This is a genomic window from Nocardia sp. NPDC055165 (assembly GCF_053606985.1).
In genome coordinates this window covers 40,311-62,713 of sequence record NZ_JBSGSS010000008.1, presented here as the reverse complement: position 1 = coordinate 62,713, position 22,403 = coordinate 40,311, and the positions used below count along the sequence as shown (strand labels likewise).

The following is a 22,403-nucleotide window of genomic DNA, read 5'->3' as shown; positions in this document are numbered from 1 at the left end:
CATGGGTACCGCAACGCTGTGGCTGCTGCCCGCCCTCCCGCTCGCAGGCGCGATCGTTCTGCTCCTGTTCGGTCACCTCACCGACCGCTGGGGCCCCTACCTCGCCACGACGGCCGCGCTGTCCTCGTTCGTCGTCGCCGCTGTCGCGTTCTTCGGCATGCTCGGGCGCGCCGACGCCGACCGGGCCGTGCACAAGGAACTGTTCAACTGGGTGCCCGTCGGTGATCTACAGGTCGGGTTCAGCCTGCAACTGGACCAGTTGTCGATCTGCTTCGCACTGCTCATCACCGGGGTCGGGTCGCTGATCCACCTCTACTCGATCGGCTACATGAGCCACGATCCGGGCAAGCGCCGGTTCTTCGGCTATCTCAACCTGTTCCTGGCCGCGATGCTCGTCCTGGTCCTGGCCGACAACTTCCTCGTGCTCTACCTGGGCTGGGAAGGCGTGGGCCTGGCGTCCTACCTGCTGATCGGCTTCTGGTACGAGAAGCCCTCGGCCGCAACGGCAGCCAAGAAGGCGTTCGTGGTCAACCGGGTCGGCGACATGGGCCTGGCCATCGCCATGATGGTCATGTTCGCGGCATTCGGTTCCTTCGACTTCCGCACTGTGTTCGCGGCGACCCCGGGCGCGAGCGAAGGCACCCTCACCGCCATCGGTCTGCTGTTGTTGCTGGCCGCCTGCGGAAAATCCGCGCAGGTGCCCCTGCAGTCGTGGCTCGGCGACGCGATGGAAGGCCCCACTCCGGTCTCGGCGCTCATCCACGCCGCCACCATGGTCACCGCCGGTGTGTACCTGATCGCCCGCGCCAACCCGATCTACGACCTCGCGCCGAACGCGCGCACGGCGGTGCTCGCCGTCGGCGCGGTGACGTTGCTGTTCGGCGCCGTCATCGGCTGCGCCAAGGACGACATCAAGAAGGCCCTCGCGGCCTCGACGATGAGCCAGATCGGGTACATGATCCTGGCCGTCGGCCTCGGCCCGGCCGGGTACGCGTTCGCGATCATGCACCTGCTCACCCACGGCTTCTTCAAGGCAGGGCTGTTCCTCGGCGCCGGCTCGGTGATGCACGCGATGAACGACGAAACAGATATGCGCCGCTACGGCGGCCTGCGCACGCTGATGCCGATCACGTTCATCACCTTCGGCCTGGGCTATCTCGCCATCATCGGAGTGCCACCGTTGTCCGGGTTCTTCTCCAAGGACAAGATCATCGAGGCAGCCTTCGACCACGGCGGATCCACCGGAATCCTGCTCGGCGCGGTCACTCTCGTCGGCGCCGCGCTCACCGCGTTCTACATGACCCGCGTCATGCTGATGACCTTCTTCGGTGAGCGCCGCTGGAAGCCCGACACTCACCCGCACGAGTCACCGGCGGTGATGACCGGGCCGATGATCCTGCTCGCGTTCGGATCGGTCTTCGCCGGTGGTCTGTTCGTCTGGGGCTCGTCGCTGGTGAACTGGCTCGAACCCGTCGTCGGTTCTCATCACGCGGAGCCGGTGATCCCCGCGGCGGTGGTCACCGGTCTGGCATTGACCGCGGTCGCCATCGGTGTCGCCGTGGCCTACCGCAAGTACGCCGAGAGCCCGATCCCCGAGGTCGCGCCCGAGCCGGTCAGCGTGCTGACCGGGGCCGCCCGTGACGATCTCTACGGCGACAAGATCAACGAAGCCGTGTTCGAACGCCCGGGCCGCCACCTCACGAGGGCGCTGGTGTTCCTCGACGCGAAGGGCGTCGACGGGATCGTCAACGGAACCGCTGCCTCGATCGGCGGACTGTCGGCGCGAATTCGCAAGGTGCAGACGGGTTTCGTGCGCTCCTACGCCCTGTCCATGTTCACCGGCGCGGCCCTGGTGGCCGCCGCCCTGCTGGCGGTGAGGTTCTGGTGAACTCGTTTCCCTGGCTGACGACGCTCTGGCTCGCCCCCGCGATCGGGGCGGGTGTGGTGCTCGTCCTGCCCGCCGCCCGCCGCACGGTGGCGCGTAGCGTGGCGTTCGCGGTGTCGATCGGTGTGCTCGCACTGGCCGTTGTCCTTGCGGTGCGGTTCAAGCCCGGCGGTGCCCAGTACCAATTCGTCGAATCCCACGAATGGATCCCGACATTCGGTGTGGGCTACACACTCGGCCTCGACGGTATCGCCACCGCCCTGGTCCTGCTGACAGCGGTGCTGGTGCCGCTGCTGATCCTGGCAGGCTGGAACGACGACACCCCCACCGGCGACGGACCCAAGACCATCCACCTCTACATGTCGTTGATGCTGCTGGTCGAGTCGATGGTGCTGATCTCCTTCCTCGCCCTCGACATCCTGCTGTTCTACGTGTTCTTCGAAGCGATGCTGATCCCGATGTACTTCCTCATCGGCGGCTTCGGCACCCGCACCACCGACGCCGCGGTCCGCGCCCAACGCTCGCGCGCGGCGGTGAAGTTTCTGCTCTACAACCTCTTCGGTGGGCTGATCATGCTCGCCGCGGTCATCGGGTTGTACGTGCTGACCGCCCGGGCGGGCCTCGGCGAGGGATCGGCGGGGACCTTCGATCTGCGCGTCGTGGTCGCCGCGGCCAACAACGGTGAACTCGGGGGCAGCACAGCGGTTCTCAACGCCCTGTTCCTCGGGTTCATGTTCGCCTTCGCCGTGAAGGCGCCGCTGTGGCCCCTACACACGTGGCTGCCCGACGCGGCGGTCTCGGCCACCCCGTCCAGCGCGGTGCTGATGATGGCGGTGGTCGACAAGGTCGGCACCTTCGGCATGCTGCGCTACTGCCTGCTGTTGTTCCCACTGGCATCGGACACCTTCGCGCCCTTGGTGATCACCCTGGCCGTCATCGGCATCCTCTACGGCGCGCTGCTCGCCATCGGCCAAACCGATGTGATGCGCCTGATCGCCTACACCTCGATCTCGCACTTCGGGTTCATCATCCTCGGCATCTTCGCCATGACCAGCCAGTCCCAATCCGGGGCGACGCTGTACATGGTCAACCACGGACTGTCCACGGCCGCACTGTTTCTCATCGCCGGGTTCCTCGTCTCCCGGCGTGGCACCAGGATGATCGCCGAGTACGGCGGCGTGCAGAAGGTCGCGCCGGTGCTGGCGGGCACGTTCTTCATCGCGGGCCTGGCCACGCTCTCGCTGCCCGGTCTCGCGCCGTTCGTCAGCGAATTCCTGGTCCTGATCGGCACCTTCCCGAAGTACCAGGTGGCGGCGGTGATCGCGACCGGCGCACTGGTCCTGGCCGCGATCTATGTGGTGTGGCTGTATCAGCGGTTGATGACCGGCCCGCTGAAGAAGGGCAACGAACACCTGCGTGATCTGGTGCCGCGCGAGCTGGCCGTGGTGGTGCCGCTGCTGGTCGCGCTGCTGGTGCTCGGGTTCTATCCGAAACCGATCCTGGATCTGGTGGATCCCGCGGTGGGACACACTCTCTCGACGATCGGTAAGCACGATCCCGCTCCGACGGTCCCCGCTCCCGAAGCAGGTGCGGCCACCCCGCCCGCAGGCGGCCACAAATGAGGACGGACTCCGTGACCATCACCGAGCTCGCGGCCATCGCGCCCGCACCGAGCATCGAATACCACCTGCTCGCCCCGATGCTGATCGTGTTCGGGGTCGGCGTGGTGGGTGTACTCGTCGAAGCGTTCGTGCCGCGGCCCTACCGGTATCCGACGCAGTTGGTGCTCGGGTCAGCCGGCGTGGTCGGCGCTCTGGTTGCCGTGGTGCTGCTCGCGGGATCCGAGGGCACCGCGGTGGTGGGCGCGGTCGCGATCGACGGGGTCACGCTGTTCCTGCAGGGCACGATCCTGCTGGTCTCGCTGCTGGGCCTGCTGCTGATCGCCGAGCGTGGGGCGGTCCCGCGGGCGCGCAGCGGGCCGGGCACGTGGAGTCGGGCGGCGGCCGCGTTGGATCGAGGGGTCGACGCGTTCACACCGCAGGCCTCCGCGGTGCCCGGCAGCGCGCACGAGCTCGCGGCGGTCCGCTCGGGGGTTTCGACCACCGAGGTGTTCCCGCTGACGATGATCGCGGTCGGTGGTCTGCTGCTGTTTCCCGCGTCGAACGATCTGCTGACGATGTTCGTCGCGCTCGAAGTGCTGTCGCTGCCGCTGTATCTGCTGTGTGGGCTGGCTCGCCGCAGGCGGTTGCTCTCGCAAGAGGCGGCGATGAAGTACTTCCTGCTCGGTGCGTTCTCCTCGGCGTTCTTCCTCTACGGTGTCGCGCTGCTCTACGGGCAGACCGGCACGGTGTCGCTGCCGGGAATCGGTGCGGTACTGGACAAGCAGCCCGAGAACGCGACTCTGGCCCTGCTCGGTCTCGGCATGCTCGCCGTCGGGCTGCTGTTCAAGATCGGTGCAGTGCCGTTCCAGGCCTGGGTGCCCGATGTCTATCAGGGCGCTCCGACCCCGATCACCGCGTTCATGGCCGCCGCCACCAAGATCGCCGCCGTCGGGGCGACCATGAGGGTGCTGATGGTGGGAGTCGGTGCGCTGGGCTCGGATTGGCGTCCGGTGCTCGCCGCGGTCGCGGTGGCGACGATGGTCGTCGGTGCGATCATGGCGATCACCCAGACCGATGTGAAGCGCATGCTGGCCTACTCATCGATCGCGCACGCCGGTTTTCTGCTCGTCGGTGTCGTCGCCGCCGACAGCGCCGGTGTGGCCGCCGTGCTGTTCTACCTGCTGGCCTACGGCCTCGGCACCGTCGGTGCGTTCGCGGTGGTCAGTCTGGTGCGTGACGCCTCCGGTGACGAAGCGACCGCGCTGTCGCAGTGGGCGGGCCTCGGTCGCCGATCCCCGTGGCTCGCTTCGGCATTCGCCCTGTTGCTGCTGTCTTTCGCCGGTCTCCCGCTCACCAGCGGATTCGTCAGCAAGTTCGCGGTCTTCGCCGCTGCCTCCGGTGCGGGCTATACCGCCTTGGTGATCGTCGGTGTCCTTTGCAGCGCCATCGCGGCTTTCTTCTACGTCCGGGTCATCGTGCTGATGTTCTTCACCGACCCTCCGGCCGACGCGCCCATCGTGACCGCCCCGTTCGCCACCACCTTGGTCGTGGCGTTCAGCGCGGGCGCCACCGTTTTGCTCGGTCTGTTCCCCCAGCCGGTTCTCGACCTCGCCGACCGCTCCAACCTGTTCATCCGCTGATGCCGCCGAGTTCCCCGCCCGACCCCCGCCCACCGACCAGCCACGAACGCCACGCCGGTCAGCCGTGGAACGCGTCCTATCTCGACGGCCCCGCACCGTGGGACATCGGTACCCCGCAGCCCGCTGTCGTGCGGCTGGCCGAATCAGGCGGGTTCTGCGGACCGGTCCTCGATGTCGGGTGTGGCACCGGCGACAATGCCCTGTTCATCGCCGCCCGCGGGTTGCCCGTGCTGGGTGTCGACGTGGCCGAAACGGCGTTGGCCGCCGCCAGGCAGGCAGCCGACGATCGCGGGATCGAGGTGGCCTTCGCCATGGCAGACGCCCTACATCTCCAGCGCCTGTATCGCCGCTTCGAAACAGTCCTCGACTGCGGCCTGTTCCACACCTTCGACGAGTCCGAACGCACCGAGTACGCGGCAAGCCTGGCCTCGGTCACCGACTCCGGTGGCACCTTGTACGTATTGTGCTTCAGCGATACCGGTCCCGACACCGGTCCGCACCCCGTCACCAGGCAAGCCCTCACCGCACCCTTCGATGACAACCCCGCCTGGCACATCGCCGCCATCGCCCCCGAGCATCTCCGAACACGCTTCGCCGACTCGACCTCCGCCTGGCTCGCCACGATCGAACGCCGATAACAGCTCGGCCGATTTCGGGCGTGACCTGAAGGGTGTTTGAGCTCTTCACCGTTGGCGCACGAGCACGGTGCTTACCAATTCCACGGCCAGATCATGACCATCGCTGCGGCCATTCGCCCAGCAGGCCGATCCTTCGCTCACCCCTCCCGCCAGTGGCCTACGTGCGCGACTCCCCGACCGTGATCCGATACCGCCGTGCCGGACCGAGTTCGGTGTCCTGGATGCTCTCGAGGACGCCACCACAGCGCTCGATCGTCTTCACCGACCCGATATTCTCGGCCGCGCAAACAACCAGTACTCGGTCCATCCCAGCCACTCGCGCCTCAGCGATGATCTCTCCCAATGCCCACGTGGCCAGCCCTCGACGGCGCGCGGACGGCCGGATCCCGTACCCGATATGCCCGACCGTCCGCACAAGTTCAGCGTCCCCGTGCCGCAATGCGATCCCGCCGAGTACACGATCACCCTCGACTATCCAGCGATACGAGCAACGCCCGTCCCCTGACGCGGTGATGAGCCGCGCGACCCAGAGCTCGAATCCACTCGCCGAGTCGACATCGTCACTCGGCAACAAACCGAAACCGTCCTCGTGGACACCGGGCCCCCACTCGACATGCGCGTCGCGCCATTCTCCGTACATATCGACACTGGGTGAGATCAATCTGTGCCCGGACCCGACCGGAATTCCATTGGAGGTGAACACTCTTTCAATCTAGTGGGCGAACCGAATCGAACCGCCGGGAATTCGGGCCCGCTTGCTAGTCTCGCCGATGTGACCATTGCACGGAGCTTTGTGAACATCCTTAGCGACCAACTCGCTACGACGCGTGACTTCTACGTCGACCTATTGGGTTTCCAAGTCGCCTACGACAGCGATTGGTTCGTGCAACTCGTCGACTCGGGCTCGGCGACAACCATCGGCATCATGGCGCGCGATCACGAGCTGGTGCCCGACCATGTTCGTGGCGGGTTCGGCGGCTCCTACCTCACCATCGTCGTCGACGATGTGGAAACTGTCTACGCCCGTGCCAAGGACCTCGGCATTCCCATCGTCGAGGAGCCCCGGGATCTGTTCTACGGCCAAAGACGTTTGCTGGTAACCGATCCCAACCGTTTCCTCGTCGATGTATCGAGCCCGACCGTGTCACCGCCCACCGACCTCTGACGTAGCTTCTCGGAAAGGTGCGGCCGGCGCATGCCGGACGAGACCGGCTGGGTGATTCAGCTCGGGAGGTCCAGAGTGTCGAACTGGTGGGCTGACCAGATGCGGCGGGAGCCTTCTTCGGGGTAGGGCTGGGTGATGGGTTCGGCGTGGTAGACGCGCGTGGTTCGCGCCTGTGGATCGTAGGGCGCCCAGCCGGGGGTTCCCGAGGTAGCGAAATTCACCCAGTCGGTACGCATGCGGTGGGCGACATCGGTGATTTCGTTCGCGGCGTTCGGATGGGCGAAGCGGTGGGCGCGGACCTCGTCGGGACCGAGGGTGCCGAGGACGAGCAGGAAGTCCAGGCAGTGCGCGGCGCCCTGTTGCGAGTTGAAGCTCCACGCCAGTTCGCACAGCCACACGCGCCCGCCGCCCGCGTGCGCAGCATCGGCCAGATGCAGGCTCGGCATCCGGAACAGCCAGTCGGAGTTGAGGATTTCGAACAGCTGGCCAGATGTCGCCTCCGGATAGGCCGCGCGGTAGAGCCTGTCACCATCCGTGCCTGGTGCGAGGTGGCGAAAAGCTGCGGTCATGGTCTCCGGTGCCGGTTCGCTCCCCGGGCGAGATGTGTAGAGCCGGAACTCGTCACGGGTGTGGCTGACGAGCAGGTCGACGTCGCGTGCGGCACCGCCCGCGATCGCACGCCACGGCGCGCACGGCAATATCTCACCGTCGACAACAGGGGAGAACGGGGTGGGCGTGAGCGCCATCGGGCCCCAGGCATCGACGAACTCGGGCATCGCGGCGATCACCGCGGTGGTGGCGTCGGTGAGTGCGCGTGGCGGCAGCAGGGCGAGGTCTTCGACGGTGGCCTGGACGCCGAGCTGTGCGGCGATCGTGGTCGAGATCGCGGCGGCGAGGCTCGGAGTGAAATAGGTGCCGGGCATGCTCTGGCTGATCGCTCGGCGAAACAGTCCGGCCGCCATCGGCATCACCAGCAGCGCACCGATGGACGCACCGCCCGCGGACTGCCCGAAAACGGTGACGTTGGCGGGGTCGCCACCGAATACGGCGATGTTGTCCTGGACCCAGCGCAGAGCAGCGATCTGGTCGAGGATGCCGCGATTGTCCGGAGCTCCGGTAATGCGGGCGAAACCGTCGACGCCGACTCGATAGTTCATGCTGACCACCACCACGCCGGCCGCTGCGAGCAGCGCACCGTCGCAATGCGGGTTGGCGGTGTTGTTCTCGAGGTAGGTGCCGCCCTGGATCCACACCATCACCGGCAGTTTCGCGGCCCCGAGGTCGGGTGACCAGACATTCAGCGTCAAACAGTCCTCGGATCCGTCATCGGTCGAGCCGGACGCCGACGACATCACCGAACCGCCATTGCGGGCCTGGGGAACCGGAGGGCCGAACATCAGCGCGTCGCGAACGCCCTGCCACCGCTGTGCAGGCCCAGGCGCCGCGAATCGTCGTGCGCCGACCGGCGGCGCTGCATAGCTGATCCCCCGAAAGACCGCGACAGCGCCTTCCCACCGGCCGCGCACAACACCGGCGCCCGTGCGGATTTCAGGTTCGTTGCCCACTCGATACTCACTTCCTGGTGTCAGAGGCCGCGCATCGTCGACCACATCGACGACCACGGCTGAATCGGACCCACGCATTCCCAGATCGTGGCATCGGTGGTGATGCCGGGAATTCCGAGCGGGTAGTCGGTTCGGCCCGCTGGGACGACGGAGCTGAACCAGCGACGCAGATCCGCCTCGGTACCGCCGACGTAGACGACCGTGTCAGCGGTATCCGGCGGAACACCGAAGTAGCCGAAGCCGCGGTTCGGACTGAAGACCGGCGGTAGACCCGCAGTGGAACGAGCGTGATCGAGCGCTGACGCTTGCACATACCATTGCGTCACGACCACGGCCGTGCGCTGCCGGTGCGGCGGTAATGCGCGGTAGGCGTTCGCGGTAGCCGCCACCAGCTCGGGCCATCCGAGTTCGCTGTATGCCGAAGGTCCCAGTGCGGCAGCGAGATCGGGGGCAGGGGCGTAGTCCGAGGCGGCACGCCACGGCGTCACGTACACGACGGCCGCAACCATCGACAGCGCTGCCGCCTGCACCGCGACAGTGGTGAGCCAGCGTCTGGGTATCGCGGCCGATCCCACGGCCCCGGCCGCGATCACCACCGGGTAGATGCCCGCACCGTAGCCGCTGCGACCGCCGCTGATCGCGATGATCGCCACCGCCAGTAGAAACGCCACACCGAGGAACCGGTAGCGGCGCAGGAGCGGCGATCGGCACAACTGCCACACACCGCACACCACGAGCACCGCGGCGAGCGGACCCCACCATGGCAAGGTGCGCGGGACGAACCACAGCGAGCCGGCGAAACCGCCGGTCTGGCCGCGAACCACCGCCCCCATGCCCAGATGCGGCCAACCGTTCATGGCCTGCCAGATCAGCCCTGGCGCTGCCGCCAGCACCACAATGCTCGCGCTCCACCACAGCGCCGGTCGCCGCAACAACGCTCTGGGCCCCAGCCAGGCCACGGCGACGACCACCGCGATCCAGAAAATCGGGATCAGCCATTTGACCTGCACGGCAACGGCTGTCGCGAGCCCAGCCGCCCACAGCAACGCATCGTCGCGGGTCCGTACCCAGCGCACCAGCAGCCAGGTGAGCACCGCCCACAGCAAGGTATCGATGGCGTTCGTCGACAAAGTCTGCGCCTGGCCGAGTACGAACGCCGATGTCGCGCAGGCGATCGCTGTCAGTGACTGGGCTCCGCGAGCACCGCCCAGTTCGCGGGCGATGACCGCGCTCAACACCACTACGGCGAGCGACGCCGCCACTGCCAGAATGCGCAACGCGATGAACGATCCGGGAAACAGCCAGTCCATCGAGCGCGCGAGCAGCGGCACCAGTGGACCTTGGTCGGCATAGCCGAACGCAGGGTGCTTGCCCGCGGCGATGAAATACAGCTCGTCGTAGTAGTAGCCGTACCGCGTCGCGGACAGCGTCGCGACGATGCCGAAGACCACTGCCACCACCGTAACAGCGAACCCCGCGAAGGGCGGGCGCTGATCATCGGTCGTAGAAGGAGATCGAGCTGAGTCGACAACCACCCCTGGCACGGTGTCCGACACTACCGGCTCGGCGGGAACGACAAGCATGCAAACGATCCAGTCCTGGCCTACGCCACGGGTTTCGGGCCCCGGAGGCGCTGTCGCTTCGACAGGCTCCGACGCCGCCCCCCTGTCGGCAGACAACGGCATCAGCTTCGGTCTGCTGCGGTGCCGCTATCGCACACCGATGCTGCCGACGATCAGATCGGTCAGCGCCGAGATCGCTTCGTCAGGCGTGGTCGTACCCAGGTTCAGTTCCGCGGCCAGTGTTTCGGCCGCGCCGAGCACGCCGACGCAGCGCAGTCGCAGTGCTGTGGCGGTGAGTGGCGAGAACGGTTGCAGGGTGGCTGCCATCCAGTCGCGGTAGCTGTCGAGCATGTCGTGCTGGATCGCCTGGACGTCCGGATTGCCTTTCAGGGCGGCGGAAATCGCGTCGAATTCGGGCATGTCGGTGGCGCAGGTGAAGTAGGCGGTGCTCATGACGCGGGCGATCTCGTCGACGGTGGGGGTGGCGTCGCGGGCGGCTTGTTCCGAGGCCAGGCGGTGGCGTTCGTCGAGTTGACGGTAGAGCGCGAGGAGCAGTTCGGGGCGGGTACCGAAGTGGCCGTAGACGATCGGCCTACTCACGCCCGCAGCTTCGGCGAGAGTGGCCAAGGTCAGGCCGTCGGTGCCTTGCTCTCGCACCAGCGTCAAGGCGGTGCCGAGCAGCTGCTCGCGCCTGGCCGGCTTCGCCAATCTGCCCGATCGTGTGGTCATCGTCCTCCCTTGCGCCATGTCCACAGCTTAGCTACAAAGAGTAAGTTACAACTTGTAGTTTAGCGGAGAGGGATTTCAGCATGGAGCAATCGGTACTGATCTTGGGCGGGTCGGGACAGGCGGGGTCGGACACCGCCGCCCTGTTGCGTCAATGGCATCCGACCCTGCCGTTGACCATCGCGGGCCGTGATCTCGGTCGTGCGCAACGGGTCGCCGACGCCGTCGGCACTGCCACGGCGGTGACGATCGATCTGTCACGCCGCGACCTCGGTCTCGCCGACGCCGACTACTCCGCGGTCGTGGCGACCCTGTGGGACCATCGGCTCAACGGCCTGCACTACGCACAGGACCGTGGCCTGCCCTACGCACAGGACCGTGGCCTGCCCTACCTCAGCATCTCCAGCGGCCTGCTCGACATCGGCCCAGAGATCGTCGCGAGGGCACAAAGGTCCAGCGCGGCACCGGTTCTGGTCGCCAGCCACTTGATGGCGGGAATCATCGTCCTCGCCGCGCTGGATTCCGCGCGCGAGTTCGACCGGGTCGACACGGTCCGAGTCGGCGTCGCGCTCGATGACACCGACACCGGCGGACCCGCGGGAATCGCCGACCTGGAACGCTGGTCGGCCGTCACGACGGCGGGTCTCGTGCGCCGCGACGGCGTCTTCACCTGGCTCGCCGAGGCCGACGCGCAAGCCGACGTCCGCACCGTCGACGGCACCGCCCTGCCCGGCCAGAGCATCCCGGTTCTCGACGTGCCCAGCCTGGCCCTCGCTACCGGCGCACCGAACGTCCGGGTCGACTTCGCGGTCGGTGCCACCCCGAGCAGGCGGCGCGGTGAACCTGCCTCCGTCGAGGTTCGGATCGATCTCGCCGGAACCGGCCGGAACGGCGCACCGCTCAACAGAACACAGCACCTCGTCCATCAGGACGGTCAGCGACCGCTGACCGCAGTGGGGATCGCACTCGGCGTCGAACGGCTGCTCGGCCTGCGCGGCGACCGTCCCGCACCGGGCATCCACACCCCGGAGGCATTGATCGACCCCACCTACGCCGTCGAGCGGCTGAGCGAGATCGGTGCCGCGTGGCATCGAGATGGCGACGGCCCCCGGCCATAACCCGGGGGCCACCGACTCCTACCGCACCGACCGGAAGAACTCGCGCACATCCTCGATCAGCAGCTCGGGCACTTCCATCGCGGCGAAGTGGCCCCCGTGGTCGTATTCGGTCCACCGGACGAGGTTGTTCTGCTTCTCGGCGATGCCGCGAATCGTGGTGTCACCGGGGAAGACCGCGACCGCTGTGGGGACACCGGAGCTGGGCAGGTCCGCGCCCCACTGCTGGGATTCCTTGTACAGCCGCATCGAGGAGCCCGCGGTCCCGGTGAACCACAAGATCGCTGTTTCGGCGAGCATGGCGTCGCGGTCGAGGGAATCCTCGGGCAGCGCGGCGGCGGGGTCCTTGTAGGTGTTGACGACATCGACGACCCACGCGAGCAGACCTGCTGGTGAATCGGCGAGGGCGTGGGCCAGGGTGTGCGGGCGGGTGCTGTGCACACCCGCGTAGGCGGAAGTTTCGTTGCTGCTCCAATCCTGGAGCGCGGCGAGCTTTTCCTGATCCTGCTCGGTGTAGCCCGCACCGTCGTCGTTCCAGGCGGGGATGGTGATCGCGGCGTTGAGATGCACACCGGCGACCCGCTCGGTGTCGACCCGACCCACCTGTGGGGCGATGAACGAGCCCGCGTCGCTACCCTGCACGCCGTAGCGCTGGTAGCCCAATTCGCCCATCAGCCGGGCGATCAGTTCCGCGGATCGCTCGGTGGCCGCCTGGCCGGGCTGGTGGGTGGGTCCGGAGAAGCCGAATCCGGGCAGGGTCGGGATGATGAGGTCGAAGGCGTCGCGCGGGTCGCCGCCGTGCGCGCGGGGGTCGGTCAGCGGTCCGATCGTCGCACCGAAGTCGGTGAACGGCCAGCCGTGCACCAAGACCAGCGGCAATGCGCCGGATTCGGGTGAGCGCACGTGGGTGAAGTGCAGGCGCTGCCCATCGATCTCGGTGACGAACTGTGGGTGGGCGTTGCGTGCGGTTTCCGCGGCGCGCCAGTCGAACCCGGTCCGCCAGTAGTCGGCGAGCTCGCGCAGATAGGCGGTGGGCAGGCCGTAGGTCCAGGCGGTGCCGGGCAGGTCGTCGACCCAGCGGGTGCGGGCGAGCCGCTCACGCAGGTCGTCGAGGTCGGATTGCGGGATGTCGATCCGGAAGCTGTCGATGTCGCTCATACCGACAACGCTAGGCAGCACTTAGGTCAGTACTGTTCCTAAGTTCGCGGCATGATGGAGAGATGTCCGAAACATCCGCTCGGCTGCTCCGGCTGCTGTCGCTGTTGCAGACCCGCCGCGCGTGGTCGGGTGCCGAACTCGCGACCAAGCTCGATGTCACCGCGCGCACCGTGCGCCGCGACGTGGAACGGTTGCGCGGATTGGGCTATCCGGTGCAGGCATGGCAGGGCAGCGCGGGATATCGGCTGGGAGCGGGTGCGTCGATGCCGCCGCTGCTGCTCGACGACGAGGAGGCCGTGGCCGTCGCGGTCGGCTTGCGCACCACCTCGGGCGGCACGGTCACCGGTATCGAGGACGCCTCGCTACGCGCGCTCGCCAAGCTGGAACAGGTGCTCCCCTCGCGACTGCGGCACCGGCTCACCACCTTGCAGCAATCGATGGTGCGGGTCGCCGCCGAAGCACCGCGGGTGGCACCCGAGACGCTGCTGACGATCGCGCAGGCGTGTCGATGCCACGAGCGTCTGCGCTTCGACTACACCGATCACGCCGGTCGGACGTCTCGCCGCGATGTCGAACCCGATTCGCTGGTCAATGTGAGTAGGCATTGGTATCTGGTCGGGTGGGATGTCGATCGAGCCGATTGGCGGTCGTTCCGCGTCGACCGGCTCGAGCCGCGAGTGCCGACGGGCCCACGGTTCACCCCGCGACCGCTGCCCGACGGTGACGCGGCGACCTATCTGTCCCGCAGGCTCTCGGTCGCGTCGTGGCCGTGGCGCACCGTCGTCACCCTGCACGGGTCGGCCACCGAGGTGGCCGATCGGGTCTGGCCGGGCATGGGCGTCCTCAAAGCGGTCGACGATGTCAGCTGTCTGTTGTATCTGGGCGCCGATTCCCCTGCCGCACTGGCCTGGATGATCACCGCCCTGGACATCGGATTCACGGTCACCGACCCGCCTGAGCTCGTCGCGGCGCTGCGGACGGTGAGCGAGCGATGCCGTGACGCGATCGTTGATGCACCGGGTGCCGACTTGCAGCGTGTGCCATTTCCGCGTTGACGGCGTCGCGGAGTCACCTCGACCTTGCTGCACGGCGGTCGGCGCCCCGACCAGGCGAAGGATTCAGTCGCACAGCGCGTGGGTGAGCATCCCGCCGAGATCGACAGACGACGATGTGCCGGTATAGGCGATGGTGACCGCGAGGCCGGACCTGGTGGCACCGGCGACAGTGGAGAAGCCGGGGATGCCGCCGATGTGGCCGACATACTGCGCACCGCACGGCAGCTGGGTGTACCCGAGGCCGAGACCGTAGGACATGCCGTCACCGTTGCCCATGTCGATGCCTTCGAGCATCTGCGCGAGTTGGGGTTGGGGCACGACCCGACCGGCCAGCAGCGCGAGGAAGAACCGATTCACATCGGCGCCGGTGCTCACCAGCGCGCCCGATGCCCACGGCACCGACGGCTCCATCAGGGTCGTGTCGGTGAGTGTCCCGTCGACGGTGGTGTAGCCGGTCGGATGCGGTTGACGGAGACCGGTTTCGCCGGTGGCGGGCAGGTAGGTATTCGACAGGCCGAGCGGTGTCAGGATGCGGTCGCGCAGTTCGTCGGTGTAGCGATGCCCGGTCACGGCTTCGATCAGCATGCCCGCGACGATGTAGTTGATGTTGGCGTACTCGAACCGGCCGCCGGGCGCGAACTTCGCCGGATGTTCCAGGGCCAGGGCGACCTCCTGAGCCGGGGTGAAGGTGCGGCCGTTCTTCGCCGCTTCGTGTTCGTCGAGCTCCGGGGAGCGGGCCGGCTCGGGCAGGCCGCTTCGGTGGCCCAGGATCTGGCGGACGGTGATCGCGCGCCCGTCCACGCCCGCACCGGTGAGCAATCCGGGCAGATACGTGTCGACGGGCCTGTCGAGGTCGACGCGGTGTTCGGCCACCAGCTGCAACACGATCGCGGCGGTGAAGGACTTGGTGACACTGCCGACCCGGACATGTTGGGGAACATCGGTTCCGATCGGGGTCGCCGCGCCCGCGTCGGCCAGTCCGGAACCGATAACGGTGTCGGCTTCGTGCGCGGTCAGCGTGGCGATGGCTCCGACGGCACCGGAGCCGACTAGCGCGTGGAGGTCGCCGCGCACGCTGTCCCCGCGAGCCGAGGCGAGGGGATCGGCCGTGCTGGTCGTGCAGGCGGACAAGCCCAGCGCGACGGCGAATATCGGCGCAGTGAGGGTTCGAAAACGCATGATCGAACGGTAGGAAGCCGAGGCCCGCACACGCATCGGACTGCGGTACTACCCCCGCCTCGGTCTTCGGTAGCGGGGCAGGGCGGTCCGGTTGCCCTGCCCCGCTACCTCATCCGATCAGTTCCGGCGCAACGCCAGCACCGGAATGGTGCGGATGCCCTTCGTCTTCTCCTCGTATCCGGCGAAACCGGGATACCGTCGTGCCTGCTCGGCGTAGAGGCGGTCGCGTTCGTCGCCGGTCACTTCGGTAACGGTGACCGGAAAGGTCTCGGTGCCGACCTCGGCGTCGGCCGCGCCCGCCGAGATGAGGTTGTAGTACCAGTCGGGATTGGTGGGGGCACCGGCTTTGGAAGCGAAGACGTACACGAGCTTCGGGTCGTTCTCGTCGGCCAAGTACATCATCGGAGACACCAGTTGCCGGTCGGTACGCCGCCCTCGGTGATGCACCAGCACCATCGGCGCACCCTCGAACGGCCCACCGACGCGCCCTTCGTTGGCTCGGAACTCGGCGATGATCTTGCTGTTCCAGTCCTGTGATTCGCTCATGCCTGGCATCTTCTCCCCCGGCCCGCTCGTGCGCGAGCAACCACGCTCACGGCTCGTCGAGTACTTCCTGCAGGCGGGCGGCGAAGGTGACGGCATCGTTGACGAATCCGATGTGGTCGCCGGGGAACAGGACCGGGTCGACGCCCAGCGCCGATGCCAGTTCCCGCGAGGTGCGATCGCAGAACTGACCGGTGGACTCGGCACCGATCCCGACGATCACCCGGGTCGGGATCGAACGCAGCAACGGCGGGTCCGGTACCCAGGAGGTGGTCGGGCGCAGTTCATGGGCGAACCAGAAACGTTCGCTGGCGACCTGTCGGGGATCGCGGTCGCCGCCGAAGATCTCTACGAGCATCGGTTCCGGGATGGCAATAGTGGCTTGGGCGAAGAACTTTCGCCAGGCGCCGATCACATCGCCGGTGGCGTAAGTGGCGACGATGTCCTCGGTGAGTGGGCGCTGGGCTTCGGCGTCGGGGAGCAGTTCACGCAGCGGCGCCTCATGGGCCACGACAGTGGTGACCAGGTCGGGGTTGGTCTGGGCCAGGGCCAACGCGGTGACCGCGCCACCGCTGGATCCGAACACCACGGCCGGGCCCGCGCCGAGATGGGTGATGAGCTGGGCGAGGTCCCCGGCGCGGGCGAGCACCGTCGAATCCTGATTCGGGTCGTCGAGGGGGCTGCCGAAATGCCCGCGCGGATCGGTGGTGAGCACGGTGTTGGTGGTGGCGAGTTGTTCGGCGGCCGCGGCGAACGAGGCGGCGTTCATCGGGGCACCGACGAGGACGAGCAGCGGTCCCGCACCACGGACCTCGTAGTACAGGCAGGCGTCCGGCACCACGAGGGTGCCGGTGGTGACGGCGGAACTGGCGGTCATGAGGCTCTCCCGGATCTCGGCTACAGGTAGCACTCATACAGACGGTGCGCGCCGGAAGAACTCATCGCTCGCCACGAACATTCTTTTCCGACAATCTCTTCCGCAGGTCATGCGAATTTCTGCGGTGGCCCCTGGGGTGCCGACGTGCAGGCTCAGCGAGCACACGGCCAGCGCGTGGAGTGTACAGACGTGCACTGAATGCTCTCGAGCCCTCCTCGTCAAAGGACGGGCAAGTGCGCGAACATGACGGAGAGAGCCAGCCTTGGCGCGCCCGACGAGGTGATGCGTCAGGGGCGCTCGGTGGGCAGTTCGCCGTACAGCTGCCGCGCGCGAGCAGTCAGCAGCGGCAGCACAACGGTGCGCCAGGTCGGCAGGTCCACAGCTTCGGATCGCCCTTCGACCAGCACGGACGCCCCGGACAACGCGTCCGCATCGTCGACGTCGACCCCGGTCACCTGGACGATCTCACGCCGCAGCAGCGTCACGAACTCCGTCGCGGTCTCCGGCGGGACCTGCGCGCAGACCTTGTCCCGCACCGCATTCCAAGCCACCGGGTCCGCGGGCGACCCCCAGTGGCGCGGTCGCCGATCGAAGAGCCGGGCTATCTCGGAAGAATCTGGCACCCGCCGAATCCTACCGAGACCCGCTCGCCGCCGCCGCGGGGACTTCCCGCGAACGCCGCAGCGGTGTGGAGGAATCCGCGCGGGCGCGCACTCAACGGCGGCGGCGAAGCTCGTCAGCGCTGGCCCGCAGCGTTCCGGCGACCAGTTCACGTCCCTCGTGCGCCAGATCGACCACCTCGCGCGCGCTCTTGCGACCCGCGTCGCCCAAGATGGCGGCGAGCGCGGTACCGGTGCGGCGTGCCGCGATGGACAGCTCGTGGATCAGTTCTCGGCCGGGTTCGAATTTGTCCATCTCGGTGGAACTCCATTCGCAGTGCGGGCCAGCTCGGATGCCTGGCAACACATCAGTGTACAGTCGTGCGCCGAACTCGTGTCAACCCCCGAATCCGGCACTACAGTCCGCCCGTCACCTGAACACGAATCAGTGCGACGCCGCATGTCCTGAACGCGTCCTCCTGGCCACCGGAACACCGGTGCCGCGCAGCCGGGGAGCTGCGCGGCACCGGGGAGGTGAGTTCAGTTGTAGGAGTTGGCAACCCCGTCGAGCAGGTGCTCGAGGGTCTCGTAGGCCGGCACGTCGACGACGTCGATCAGATCGGCGGCCACCGGCACCGAACGTTCGGCGGCAACCGAGGTGAACTGGGCGGTGTCGCCGGTACGGAAGCCGTGTTCGGCGGCCAGGCGACGCAATTCGGCGTTGTCGGTGAGCAGTTTGCCGATCTTGTCGCCGGTGGCGTCGAGCGGGACGAGGGTGTGGCTCGACAGGACCGTCGGGGTCGGATAGGTCAGCACCATGTCCGGCTTGATCCGGCCCTTGCCCGCGGCTTCGACGAACTGCGCCTCGTAGATACAGACCAGCGGGGTCGGGCCCATGCCGTTGGTGAGGTACTGGTTGAACGGTCCGTCGCTGCTGTTGTCGGTGTAACCCTGGGCGAGGAACAGTTTCGACAGTGCCGGCAACACGTGCTGTTCGGCGGTGGCGCCGCGCACGATGGTGTGGTCGTTGGCGACATAGCTGGCGATCGAGAGGTACATGGCCGCGGAGTTCGAGCTGCGCGGGTCGGTCGTCGAGACCAGGATGTTCTTGGCGACCGGGTAGGTGGTGTTGTCGGGCAGGTCGTCCCACTGCACGCCGGTCCCGGCCAGCTCCAGGTACTTGCCCATGTCGAACGTCGCGACCGGGCCGGGCTTGATCACTCCGGCCGCTGTGAGCAGGTCCGCGATCGGCCGGTAGGTGGCGATGGCGATCGGTGACGAGAACGGCGTGTACTTGGTGGTGATGTTGCGCTGGCGCTGGATTCGCTCGGCGGCCGGAATGCTCGACGGGAACGCGAAATCGAACGCACCGAGGTCGACGGTGGTCGCGATCTGGCGCGAACCGGCCGGTTCGACCTCGACCCGAAGGCCGTTGTCGGCGAGCACCTTCGCCACGCGCTCGTCGGCGAAGAACGACATCTTCTCCGACCCCACCACCCCGCGCACCACCGTCACGGCGGCGACAGGAGCGGCGGCCGGCGCATCGGCGCCGCCGGGCAAGAGCACGACTCCGGCGACGACACCGGCCACGACCACGGCCGCGCCGATCGACAACGGCACCACCGCACGCCTGCTCACCGCACGCTTCGGCGGTTCCTCGGTGGTGTTCGACTCGCGCGCGATCAGTTCCGCGGCGCGCACGCCGGCCGCGGGGGCGGGAACCCGTACCGTCGGGTCGGGATCGGCGAGTTCGCGGCGCACGATCCGCTCGACCAGGATCGGCACGAACTCCCGGATCGGTTTACCGGTGAATCGGTGGTGCGCGGCGCCGACCGCCGACGTCACCTGGTCGACGGGGACGTTCTCGGACAGGTCTTCGACCAAACTCTCGGTCATGCGCCGCATAGCCAGCTCTTCACGCTGGACGGCATCGGCAGCTACGCCGGGGACTACGCGCGACACCACATTCTCCTGGGCTCACATTCGGGCTGCGGACGCGGCGCGCCGAACAGGGCCCTCCCCGTGCGCACGCCGCGGGCCACGCTACCGTCGCGCAGCACAGATACCCCAGCCGTGAGCGAGGGTGCACGCAGAGTTCAGCGCTCGCTCGACTGCCCGCAATGTCACGTTGTCCGTGAGTTCGCGTAAACCTCGAATCTTGAAGTCGCAGTGTGTGATTCGCTACTGCAGCTCGGTAGCGGCCCGAACCGGCGGCGGCTGTTCCTCGGTCGCGGACCCGCGCGCCGCCTGCATCGCCGCCCGCCCGAGCCCACCGGCGAGCAGTTCCATCACGGCGATCACGACCAGCCCGGCACCGGCCATCGTGGCCAGCCCGGTGACCGTCTGGAAGGTGATCGCGATGATGGCGATGCCGATCGCGGTGGTGGCGAGCCCGCACAGTTCGTGCGCCCAGCCGTCCTCGACGCTGTCGTCCCACGCGGCGACCAGCGCGTGCACCACACCGCGCACCGACCAGCCGATGCCGATCCACAGGGCCAGTAGTTCGATATTGCCGCCCTGGAAGGCCAGGCCCGCCAAGATCCCCGTCAGTGCGGCGCTGACCAGTACCAGCACCCGCAGCGGGAACGCGATCCGTGCCATGAACGCCAGGTACACCTGCACCACGGTGCTCAGGATCAGCGAGACCCCGAACAGCGTCGCCAGCGTGGATTCGTCGCGCCCGGGCCACAGCAGCAGCGCCACACCGAGCAGGAACGAACATCCGCCGGCGACGAGCATCGCGGTGCGGGCCCGATCCGCGCTGCCGGTCATGTCAGCCGCTCCAGCAGGTAGGGCGCAGTCCGGCTGACCGCACTGTCCGCCACCTGTTTCGGTGTCCCCTGCGCCACGATCCGGCCTCCCTGCCCGCCGCCGCCCGGTCCCATGTCGATCACGTGGTCGGCCCCCGCGACAACGGTCATGTCGTGTTCGACCACCACCACACTGGCGCCGCTGTCGACGAGCGAATTCAGTTGTGTCATCAGGATATCGGTGTCGGCCGGATGCAGCCCGGTAGTCGGTTCGTCGAGCAGGTAGACCGTGCCCGCGCGCCGGGCCCGCTGCAATTCGGTGGCCAGTTTCACCCGTTGGGCCTCACCGCCGGACAGTTCGGTGGCGGGTTGGCCCAGCCGCAGGTAGCCGAGGCCGACATCGCGCAGCGTGCGCAGGGCGCGCGCGACGACGTCGACGTCGTCGAGGAAGTCGGCGGCCTGGTCGACGGTCAGATCGAGCACCTCGGCAATGGTCTTGTCGCGGTAGGTGATGTCGAGGGTTTCGGGGTTGTAGCGCGCACCGTGGCAGGCCGGGCACGGACTGTAGGTGCTGGGCAGGAACAGCAGCTCCACGGTGATGTATCCCTCGCCCTGGCAGGTCGGGCAACGGCCTTCGGCGACATTGAACGAGAACCGGCCGACGCCGTATCCGCGGGCTTTGGCGGCGTCGGTCGCGGCGAAGAGTTTGCGGACCGTGTCGAACAGGCCGGTGTAGGTGGCCAGGTTCGACCGTGGGGTGCGCCCGATCGGCGCCTGATCGACTTCGACGACTCGCACGATGTCCGGGTCGGCGGCGGCGGTCGTCGACACAGCGTGCAGCAGAGTGGATTTGCCCGAACCGGAGACGCCGGTGATCGCGGTGAACACCCCGAGGGGGATGTCGGCGTCGAGGTCGTGCAGGTTGTGGCTGGTGACGGCGCGTAATCGGAGCTCGCCGGTCGGGGTGCGGGCCGCGCGCGGTGCGCGGACGATCTCGTCGAACAGGTAGGGCCGGGTGACCGAGTCGGCCACCTGCCGCAACCCCTCGACCTCACCGGCGTAGAGCACCTCACCGCCGTTCACACCGGCGCCGGGACCGATGTCGATGAGCCAGTCGGCGTGGCGGACGACGTCGAGATCGTGTTCGACCAGGAACACGCTGTTGCCCGAGCGCTTGAGCCGGTCCAGCACTGTCGTCAGTGCCGCGGTGTCGGCCGGGTGCAGTCCCGCCGAGGGTTCGTCGAGAATGTAGACGACGCCGAACAGGCCCGACCGCAACTGTCCGGCCAACCGTAATCGTTGCAGCTCACCGCCGGACAGTGTCGGGCTCTCCCGGTCGACGCTCAGATAGCCGAGCCCGAGCTCGATGAGCACATCGATGCGGGAGGTGAGGTCCTGGGTGAGTACCGCCGCGGCTTCCGTGCCGGAGGTGTAGGGGCGCAGCACCTCGACGAGTTCGCTGAGCGGCAGGTCGGCGAGCTCGGTGATGTTGTACCCGGCGAAGGTCACCGCGAGCGCTTCGGGTTTGAGTCGTCGACCCGCACACAGTCCGCAGACGGCGGTGTGCAGGTATTCGGCCGCGCGGGCCCTGGTCGCCGCGCTCTTGGATTCGGCGTGCGAGCGCAACAGCAACTGCTTGGCGCCGGTGTAGGTGCCCTGATAGGGGCGGTGGATGCGATGCGGTTCGCGCACCGGTTCCACTGTGACCACCGGCTTCTCCTCGGTGAACAGGATCCATTCGCGGGCGGCGGGTGAGAGTTCACGCCACGGGCGGTCGATGTCGTAGCCCAGCGCGCCGAGTACGTCGCGCAGATTCTTGCCCTGCCAGGCACCGGGCCACGAGGCGATCGCGCCCTCGCGGATGCTCAGCGACGGGTCCGGGACCATCGACGCCTCGGTGGCCTCGTGGACGACGCCCTGTCCGTGGCAGCGCGGGCAGGCGCCTTCGACGGTGTTCGGGGAGAACGCGTCGGAGTAGAGACGGTTGGTGCCCTCCGGGTAGTGCCCGGGGCCCGTCCTGGCCGGGGTGTCGGGATAGTCGCCTTCGCGGGACATGAGCATGCGCAGCGTGTTCGAGATCGCGGTGACGGTGCCGACCGTCGAGCGTGACGACGGCGAGGATCGGCGCTGGGCCAGGGCCACCGTCGGCGGCAGGCCGGTGACGGTGTCGACATCGGGCGCTTCCACCTGGTTCAGCAACCGGCGGGCATACGGTGCCACCGACTCCAGGTAGCGGCGTTGCGATTCCGCGTAGAGCGTGCCGAACGCCAACGAAGACTTGCCGGAACCCGACACTCCCGTGAAGGCGACCAGGGCATTTCGTGGCATGTCCGCGTCGACATCAC

Annotated in this window: 20 protein-coding genes; 7 read left to right on the top strand and 13 right to left on the bottom strand. The window is 67.7% G+C overall.

Annotated features, from left to right (window positions below; translation table 11 throughout):
• The first annotated feature begins 1 nt into the window (after window position 1).
• From nuoL to ACWFRF_RS18025, 4 genes are read left to right on the top strand one after another with little or no spacing between them, the layout of a single operon-like run.
• Window positions 2-1,888: an NADH-quinone oxidoreductase subunit L gene (gene nuoL / locus ACWFRF_RS18040; protein WP_452451065.1), complete on the top strand. Its 1,887-nt coding sequence runs from the start codon at window positions 2-4 to the stop codon at window positions 1,886-1,888.
• Window positions 1,885-3,507, top strand: coding sequence for an NADH-quinone oxidoreductase subunit M (locus tag ACWFRF_RS18035; protein ID WP_452451063.1), 1,623 nt, complete (start codon window positions 1,885-1,887; stop codon window positions 3,505-3,507). The genes nuoL and ACWFRF_RS18035 overlap by 4 nt, the downstream gene beginning before the upstream one ends.
• Window positions 3,504-5,126 carry an NADH-quinone oxidoreductase subunit NuoN gene (nuoN, locus tag ACWFRF_RS18030; RefSeq protein WP_452451061.1) on the top strand — a complete coding sequence of 541 codons (1,623 nt, stop codon included), beginning with the start codon at window positions 3,504-3,506 and terminating at the stop codon, window positions 5,124-5,126. Before ACWFRF_RS18035 ends, nuoN begins: the two co-directional genes overlap by 4 nt.
• Window positions 5,126-5,764: a class I SAM-dependent methyltransferase gene (locus tag ACWFRF_RS18025; protein WP_452451060.1), complete on the top strand. Its 639-nt coding sequence runs from the start codon at window positions 5,126-5,128 to the stop codon at window positions 5,762-5,764. The genes nuoN and ACWFRF_RS18025 overlap by 1 nt, the downstream gene beginning before the upstream one ends.
• Before the next feature lie 157 nt (window positions 5,765-5,921).
• Here the strand turns inward: ACWFRF_RS18025 and ACWFRF_RS18020 are convergent, their stop codons facing one another.
• Entirely contained in the window at window positions 5,922-6,404 is a 483-nt protein-coding gene (locus tag ACWFRF_RS18020; RefSeq protein ID WP_379312084.1) for a GNAT family N-acetyltransferase, read from the bottom strand.
• Window positions 6,405-6,536: 132 nt separating this feature from the next.
• On the opposite strand from ACWFRF_RS18020, the gene ACWFRF_RS18015 reads away from it, so the two are divergent.
• On the top strand, window positions 6,537-6,929 hold the full coding sequence (locus tag ACWFRF_RS18015; protein ID WP_452451058.1) for a VOC family protein: 393 nt from the start codon (window positions 6,537-6,539) through the stop codon (window positions 6,927-6,929).
• Between the two features lie 56 nt (window positions 6,930-6,985).
• Here ACWFRF_RS18015 and ACWFRF_RS18010 read toward each other — a convergent pair whose 3' ends face one another.
• The 3 genes from ACWFRF_RS18010 to ACWFRF_RS18000 all read right to left on the bottom strand — a co-directional run bounded on the left by ACWFRF_RS18010 (window position 6,986) and on the right by ACWFRF_RS18000 (window position 10,785).
• A complete protein-coding gene (locus tag ACWFRF_RS18010; RefSeq protein ID WP_452451056.1) occupies window positions 6,986-8,494 on the bottom strand; it encodes a carboxylesterase/lipase family protein in 1,509 nt (502 codons plus the stop codon).
• Between the two features lie 20 nt (window positions 8,495-8,514).
• A complete protein-coding gene (locus ACWFRF_RS18005) occupies window positions 8,515-9,954 on the bottom strand; it encodes an ArnT family glycosyltransferase (RefSeq protein ID WP_452451055.1) in 1,440 nt (479 codons plus the stop codon).
• Window positions 9,955-10,203: 249 nt separating this feature from the next.
• Complete coding sequence (locus ACWFRF_RS18000; RefSeq protein ID WP_452451054.1) at window positions 10,204-10,785, bottom strand: TetR/AcrR family transcriptional regulator; 582 nt, start codon at window positions 10,783-10,785, stop codon at window positions 10,204-10,206.
• Between the two features lie 80 nt (window positions 10,786-10,865).
• On the opposite strand from ACWFRF_RS18000, the gene ACWFRF_RS17995 reads away from it, so the two are divergent.
• Window positions 10,866-11,900 carry a saccharopine dehydrogenase gene (locus ACWFRF_RS17995; protein WP_452451052.1) on the top strand — a complete coding sequence of 345 codons (1,035 nt, stop codon included), beginning with the start codon at window positions 10,866-10,868 and terminating at the stop codon, window positions 11,898-11,900.
• 18 nt (window positions 11,901-11,918) lie between these two features.
• Here ACWFRF_RS17995 and ACWFRF_RS17990 read toward each other — a convergent pair whose 3' ends face one another.
• A complete protein-coding gene (locus tag ACWFRF_RS17990) occupies window positions 11,919-13,055 on the bottom strand; it encodes an epoxide hydrolase family protein (RefSeq protein ID WP_452451051.1) in 1,137 nt (378 codons plus the stop codon).
• A 62-nt stretch (window positions 13,056-13,117) separates the two neighbouring features.
• On the opposite strand from ACWFRF_RS17990, the gene ACWFRF_RS17985 reads away from it, so the two are divergent.
• The gene (locus ACWFRF_RS17985) at window positions 13,118-14,110 is read left to right on the top strand and encodes a helix-turn-helix transcriptional regulator (protein WP_452451049.1); all 993 of its coding nucleotides are present in this window, start codon (window positions 13,118-13,120) and stop codon (window positions 14,108-14,110) included.
• A gap of 63 nt (window positions 14,111-14,173) precedes the next feature.
• Here the strand turns inward: ACWFRF_RS17985 and ACWFRF_RS17980 are convergent, their stop codons facing one another.
• The 8 genes from ACWFRF_RS17980 to ACWFRF_RS17945 all read right to left on the bottom strand — a co-directional run bounded on the left by ACWFRF_RS17980 (window position 14,174) and on the right by ACWFRF_RS17945 (window position 22,386).
• A complete protein-coding gene (locus tag ACWFRF_RS17980; protein WP_452451047.1) occupies window positions 14,174-15,289 on the bottom strand; it encodes a serine hydrolase domain-containing protein in 1,116 nt (371 codons plus the stop codon).
• 117 nt (window positions 15,290-15,406) lie between these two features.
• Window positions 15,407-15,835, bottom strand: a complete 429-nt coding sequence (locus ACWFRF_RS17975) for a nitroreductase/quinone reductase family protein (RefSeq protein WP_379312107.1) — start codon at window positions 15,833-15,835, stop codon at window positions 15,407-15,409.
• A 46-nt stretch (window positions 15,836-15,881) separates the two neighbouring features.
• The gene (locus tag ACWFRF_RS17970; protein WP_379312106.1) at window positions 15,882-16,709 is read right to left on the bottom strand and encodes an alpha/beta fold hydrolase; all 828 of its coding nucleotides are present in this window, start codon (window positions 16,707-16,709) and stop codon (window positions 15,882-15,884) included.
• A 287-nt stretch (window positions 16,710-16,996) separates the two neighbouring features.
• The gene (locus ACWFRF_RS17965; protein ID WP_379312105.1) at window positions 16,997-17,332 is read right to left on the bottom strand and encodes a hypothetical protein; all 336 of its coding nucleotides are present in this window, start codon (window positions 17,330-17,332) and stop codon (window positions 16,997-16,999) included.
• Window positions 17,333-17,423: 91 nt separating this feature from the next.
• A complete protein-coding gene (locus ACWFRF_RS17960; protein WP_378629218.1) occupies window positions 17,424-17,624 on the bottom strand; it encodes a hypothetical protein in 201 nt (66 codons plus the stop codon).
• Window positions 17,625-17,848: 224 nt separating this feature from the next.
• Window positions 17,849-19,270, bottom strand: coding sequence for a three-helix bundle dimerization domain-containing protein (locus ACWFRF_RS17955; protein ID WP_452451046.1), 1,422 nt, complete (start codon window positions 19,268-19,270; stop codon window positions 17,849-17,851).
• A gap of 219 nt (window positions 19,271-19,489) precedes the next feature.
• Window positions 19,490-20,080 (bottom strand): DUF308 domain-containing protein, encoded by a 591-nt coding sequence (locus ACWFRF_RS17950; RefSeq protein ID WP_452451044.1) that lies wholly within the window; start codon window positions 20,078-20,080, stop codon window positions 19,490-19,492.
• The gene (locus tag ACWFRF_RS17945; protein WP_452451353.1) at window positions 20,077-22,386 is read right to left on the bottom strand and encodes an ATP-binding cassette domain-containing protein; all 2,310 of its coding nucleotides are present in this window, start codon (window positions 22,384-22,386) and stop codon (window positions 20,077-20,079) included. Before ACWFRF_RS17945 ends, ACWFRF_RS17950 begins: the two co-directional genes overlap by 4 nt.
• Between the last annotated feature and the right edge of the window lie 17 nt (window positions 22,387-22,403).

Coding starts and splice junctions, on each gene's coding strand:
- ACWFRF_RS17970 (WP_379312106.1), bottom strand. CDS start 16,709: ATGACCGCCAGTTCCGCCGTCACCACCGGCACCCTCGTGGTGCCGGAC.
- ACWFRF_RS17985 (WP_452451049.1), top strand. CDS start 13,118: ATGTCCGAAACATCCGCTCGGCTGCTCCGGCTGCTGTCGCTGTTGCAG.
- ACWFRF_RS18020 (WP_379312084.1), bottom strand. CDS start 6,404: ATGTACGGAGAATGGCGCGACGCGCATGTCGAGTGGGGGCCCGGTGTC.
- nuoL (WP_452451065.1), top strand. CDS start 2: ATGGGTACCGCAACGCTGTGGCTGCTGCCCGCCCTCCCGCTCGCAGGC.
- ACWFRF_RS18025 (WP_452451060.1), top strand. CDS start 5,126: ATGCCGCCGAGTTCCCCGCCCGACCCCCGCCCACCGACCAGCCACGAA.
- ACWFRF_RS17950 (WP_452451044.1), bottom strand. CDS start 20,080: ATGACCGGCAGCGCGGATCGGGCCCGCACCGCGATGCTCGTCGCCGGC.
- ACWFRF_RS18000 (WP_452451054.1), bottom strand. CDS start 10,785: ATGACCACACGATCGGGCAGATTGGCGAAGCCGGCCAGGCGCGAGCAG.
- ACWFRF_RS17980 (WP_452451047.1), bottom strand. CDS start 15,289: ATGCGTTTTCGAACCCTCACTGCGCCGATATTCGCCGTCGCGCTGGGC.
- ACWFRF_RS17945 (WP_452451353.1), bottom strand. CDS start 22,386: ATGCCACGAAATGCCCTGGTCGCCTTCACGGGAGTGTCGGGTTCCGGC.
- ACWFRF_RS17975 (WP_379312107.1), bottom strand. CDS start 15,835: ATGAGCGAATCACAGGACTGGAACAGCAAGATCATCGCCGAGTTCCGA.
- nuoN (WP_452451061.1), top strand. CDS start 3,504: ATGAGGACGGACTCCGTGACCATCACCGAGCTCGCGGCCATCGCGCCC.
- ACWFRF_RS17960 (WP_378629218.1), bottom strand. CDS start 17,624: ATGGACAAATTCGAACCCGGCCGAGAACTGATCCACGAGCTGTCCATC.
- ACWFRF_RS17995 (WP_452451052.1), top strand. CDS start 10,866: ATGGAGCAATCGGTACTGATCTTGGGCGGGTCGGGACAGGCGGGGTCG.
- ACWFRF_RS17990 (WP_452451051.1), bottom strand. CDS start 13,055: ATGAGCGACATCGACAGCTTCCGGATCGACATCCCGCAATCCGACCTC.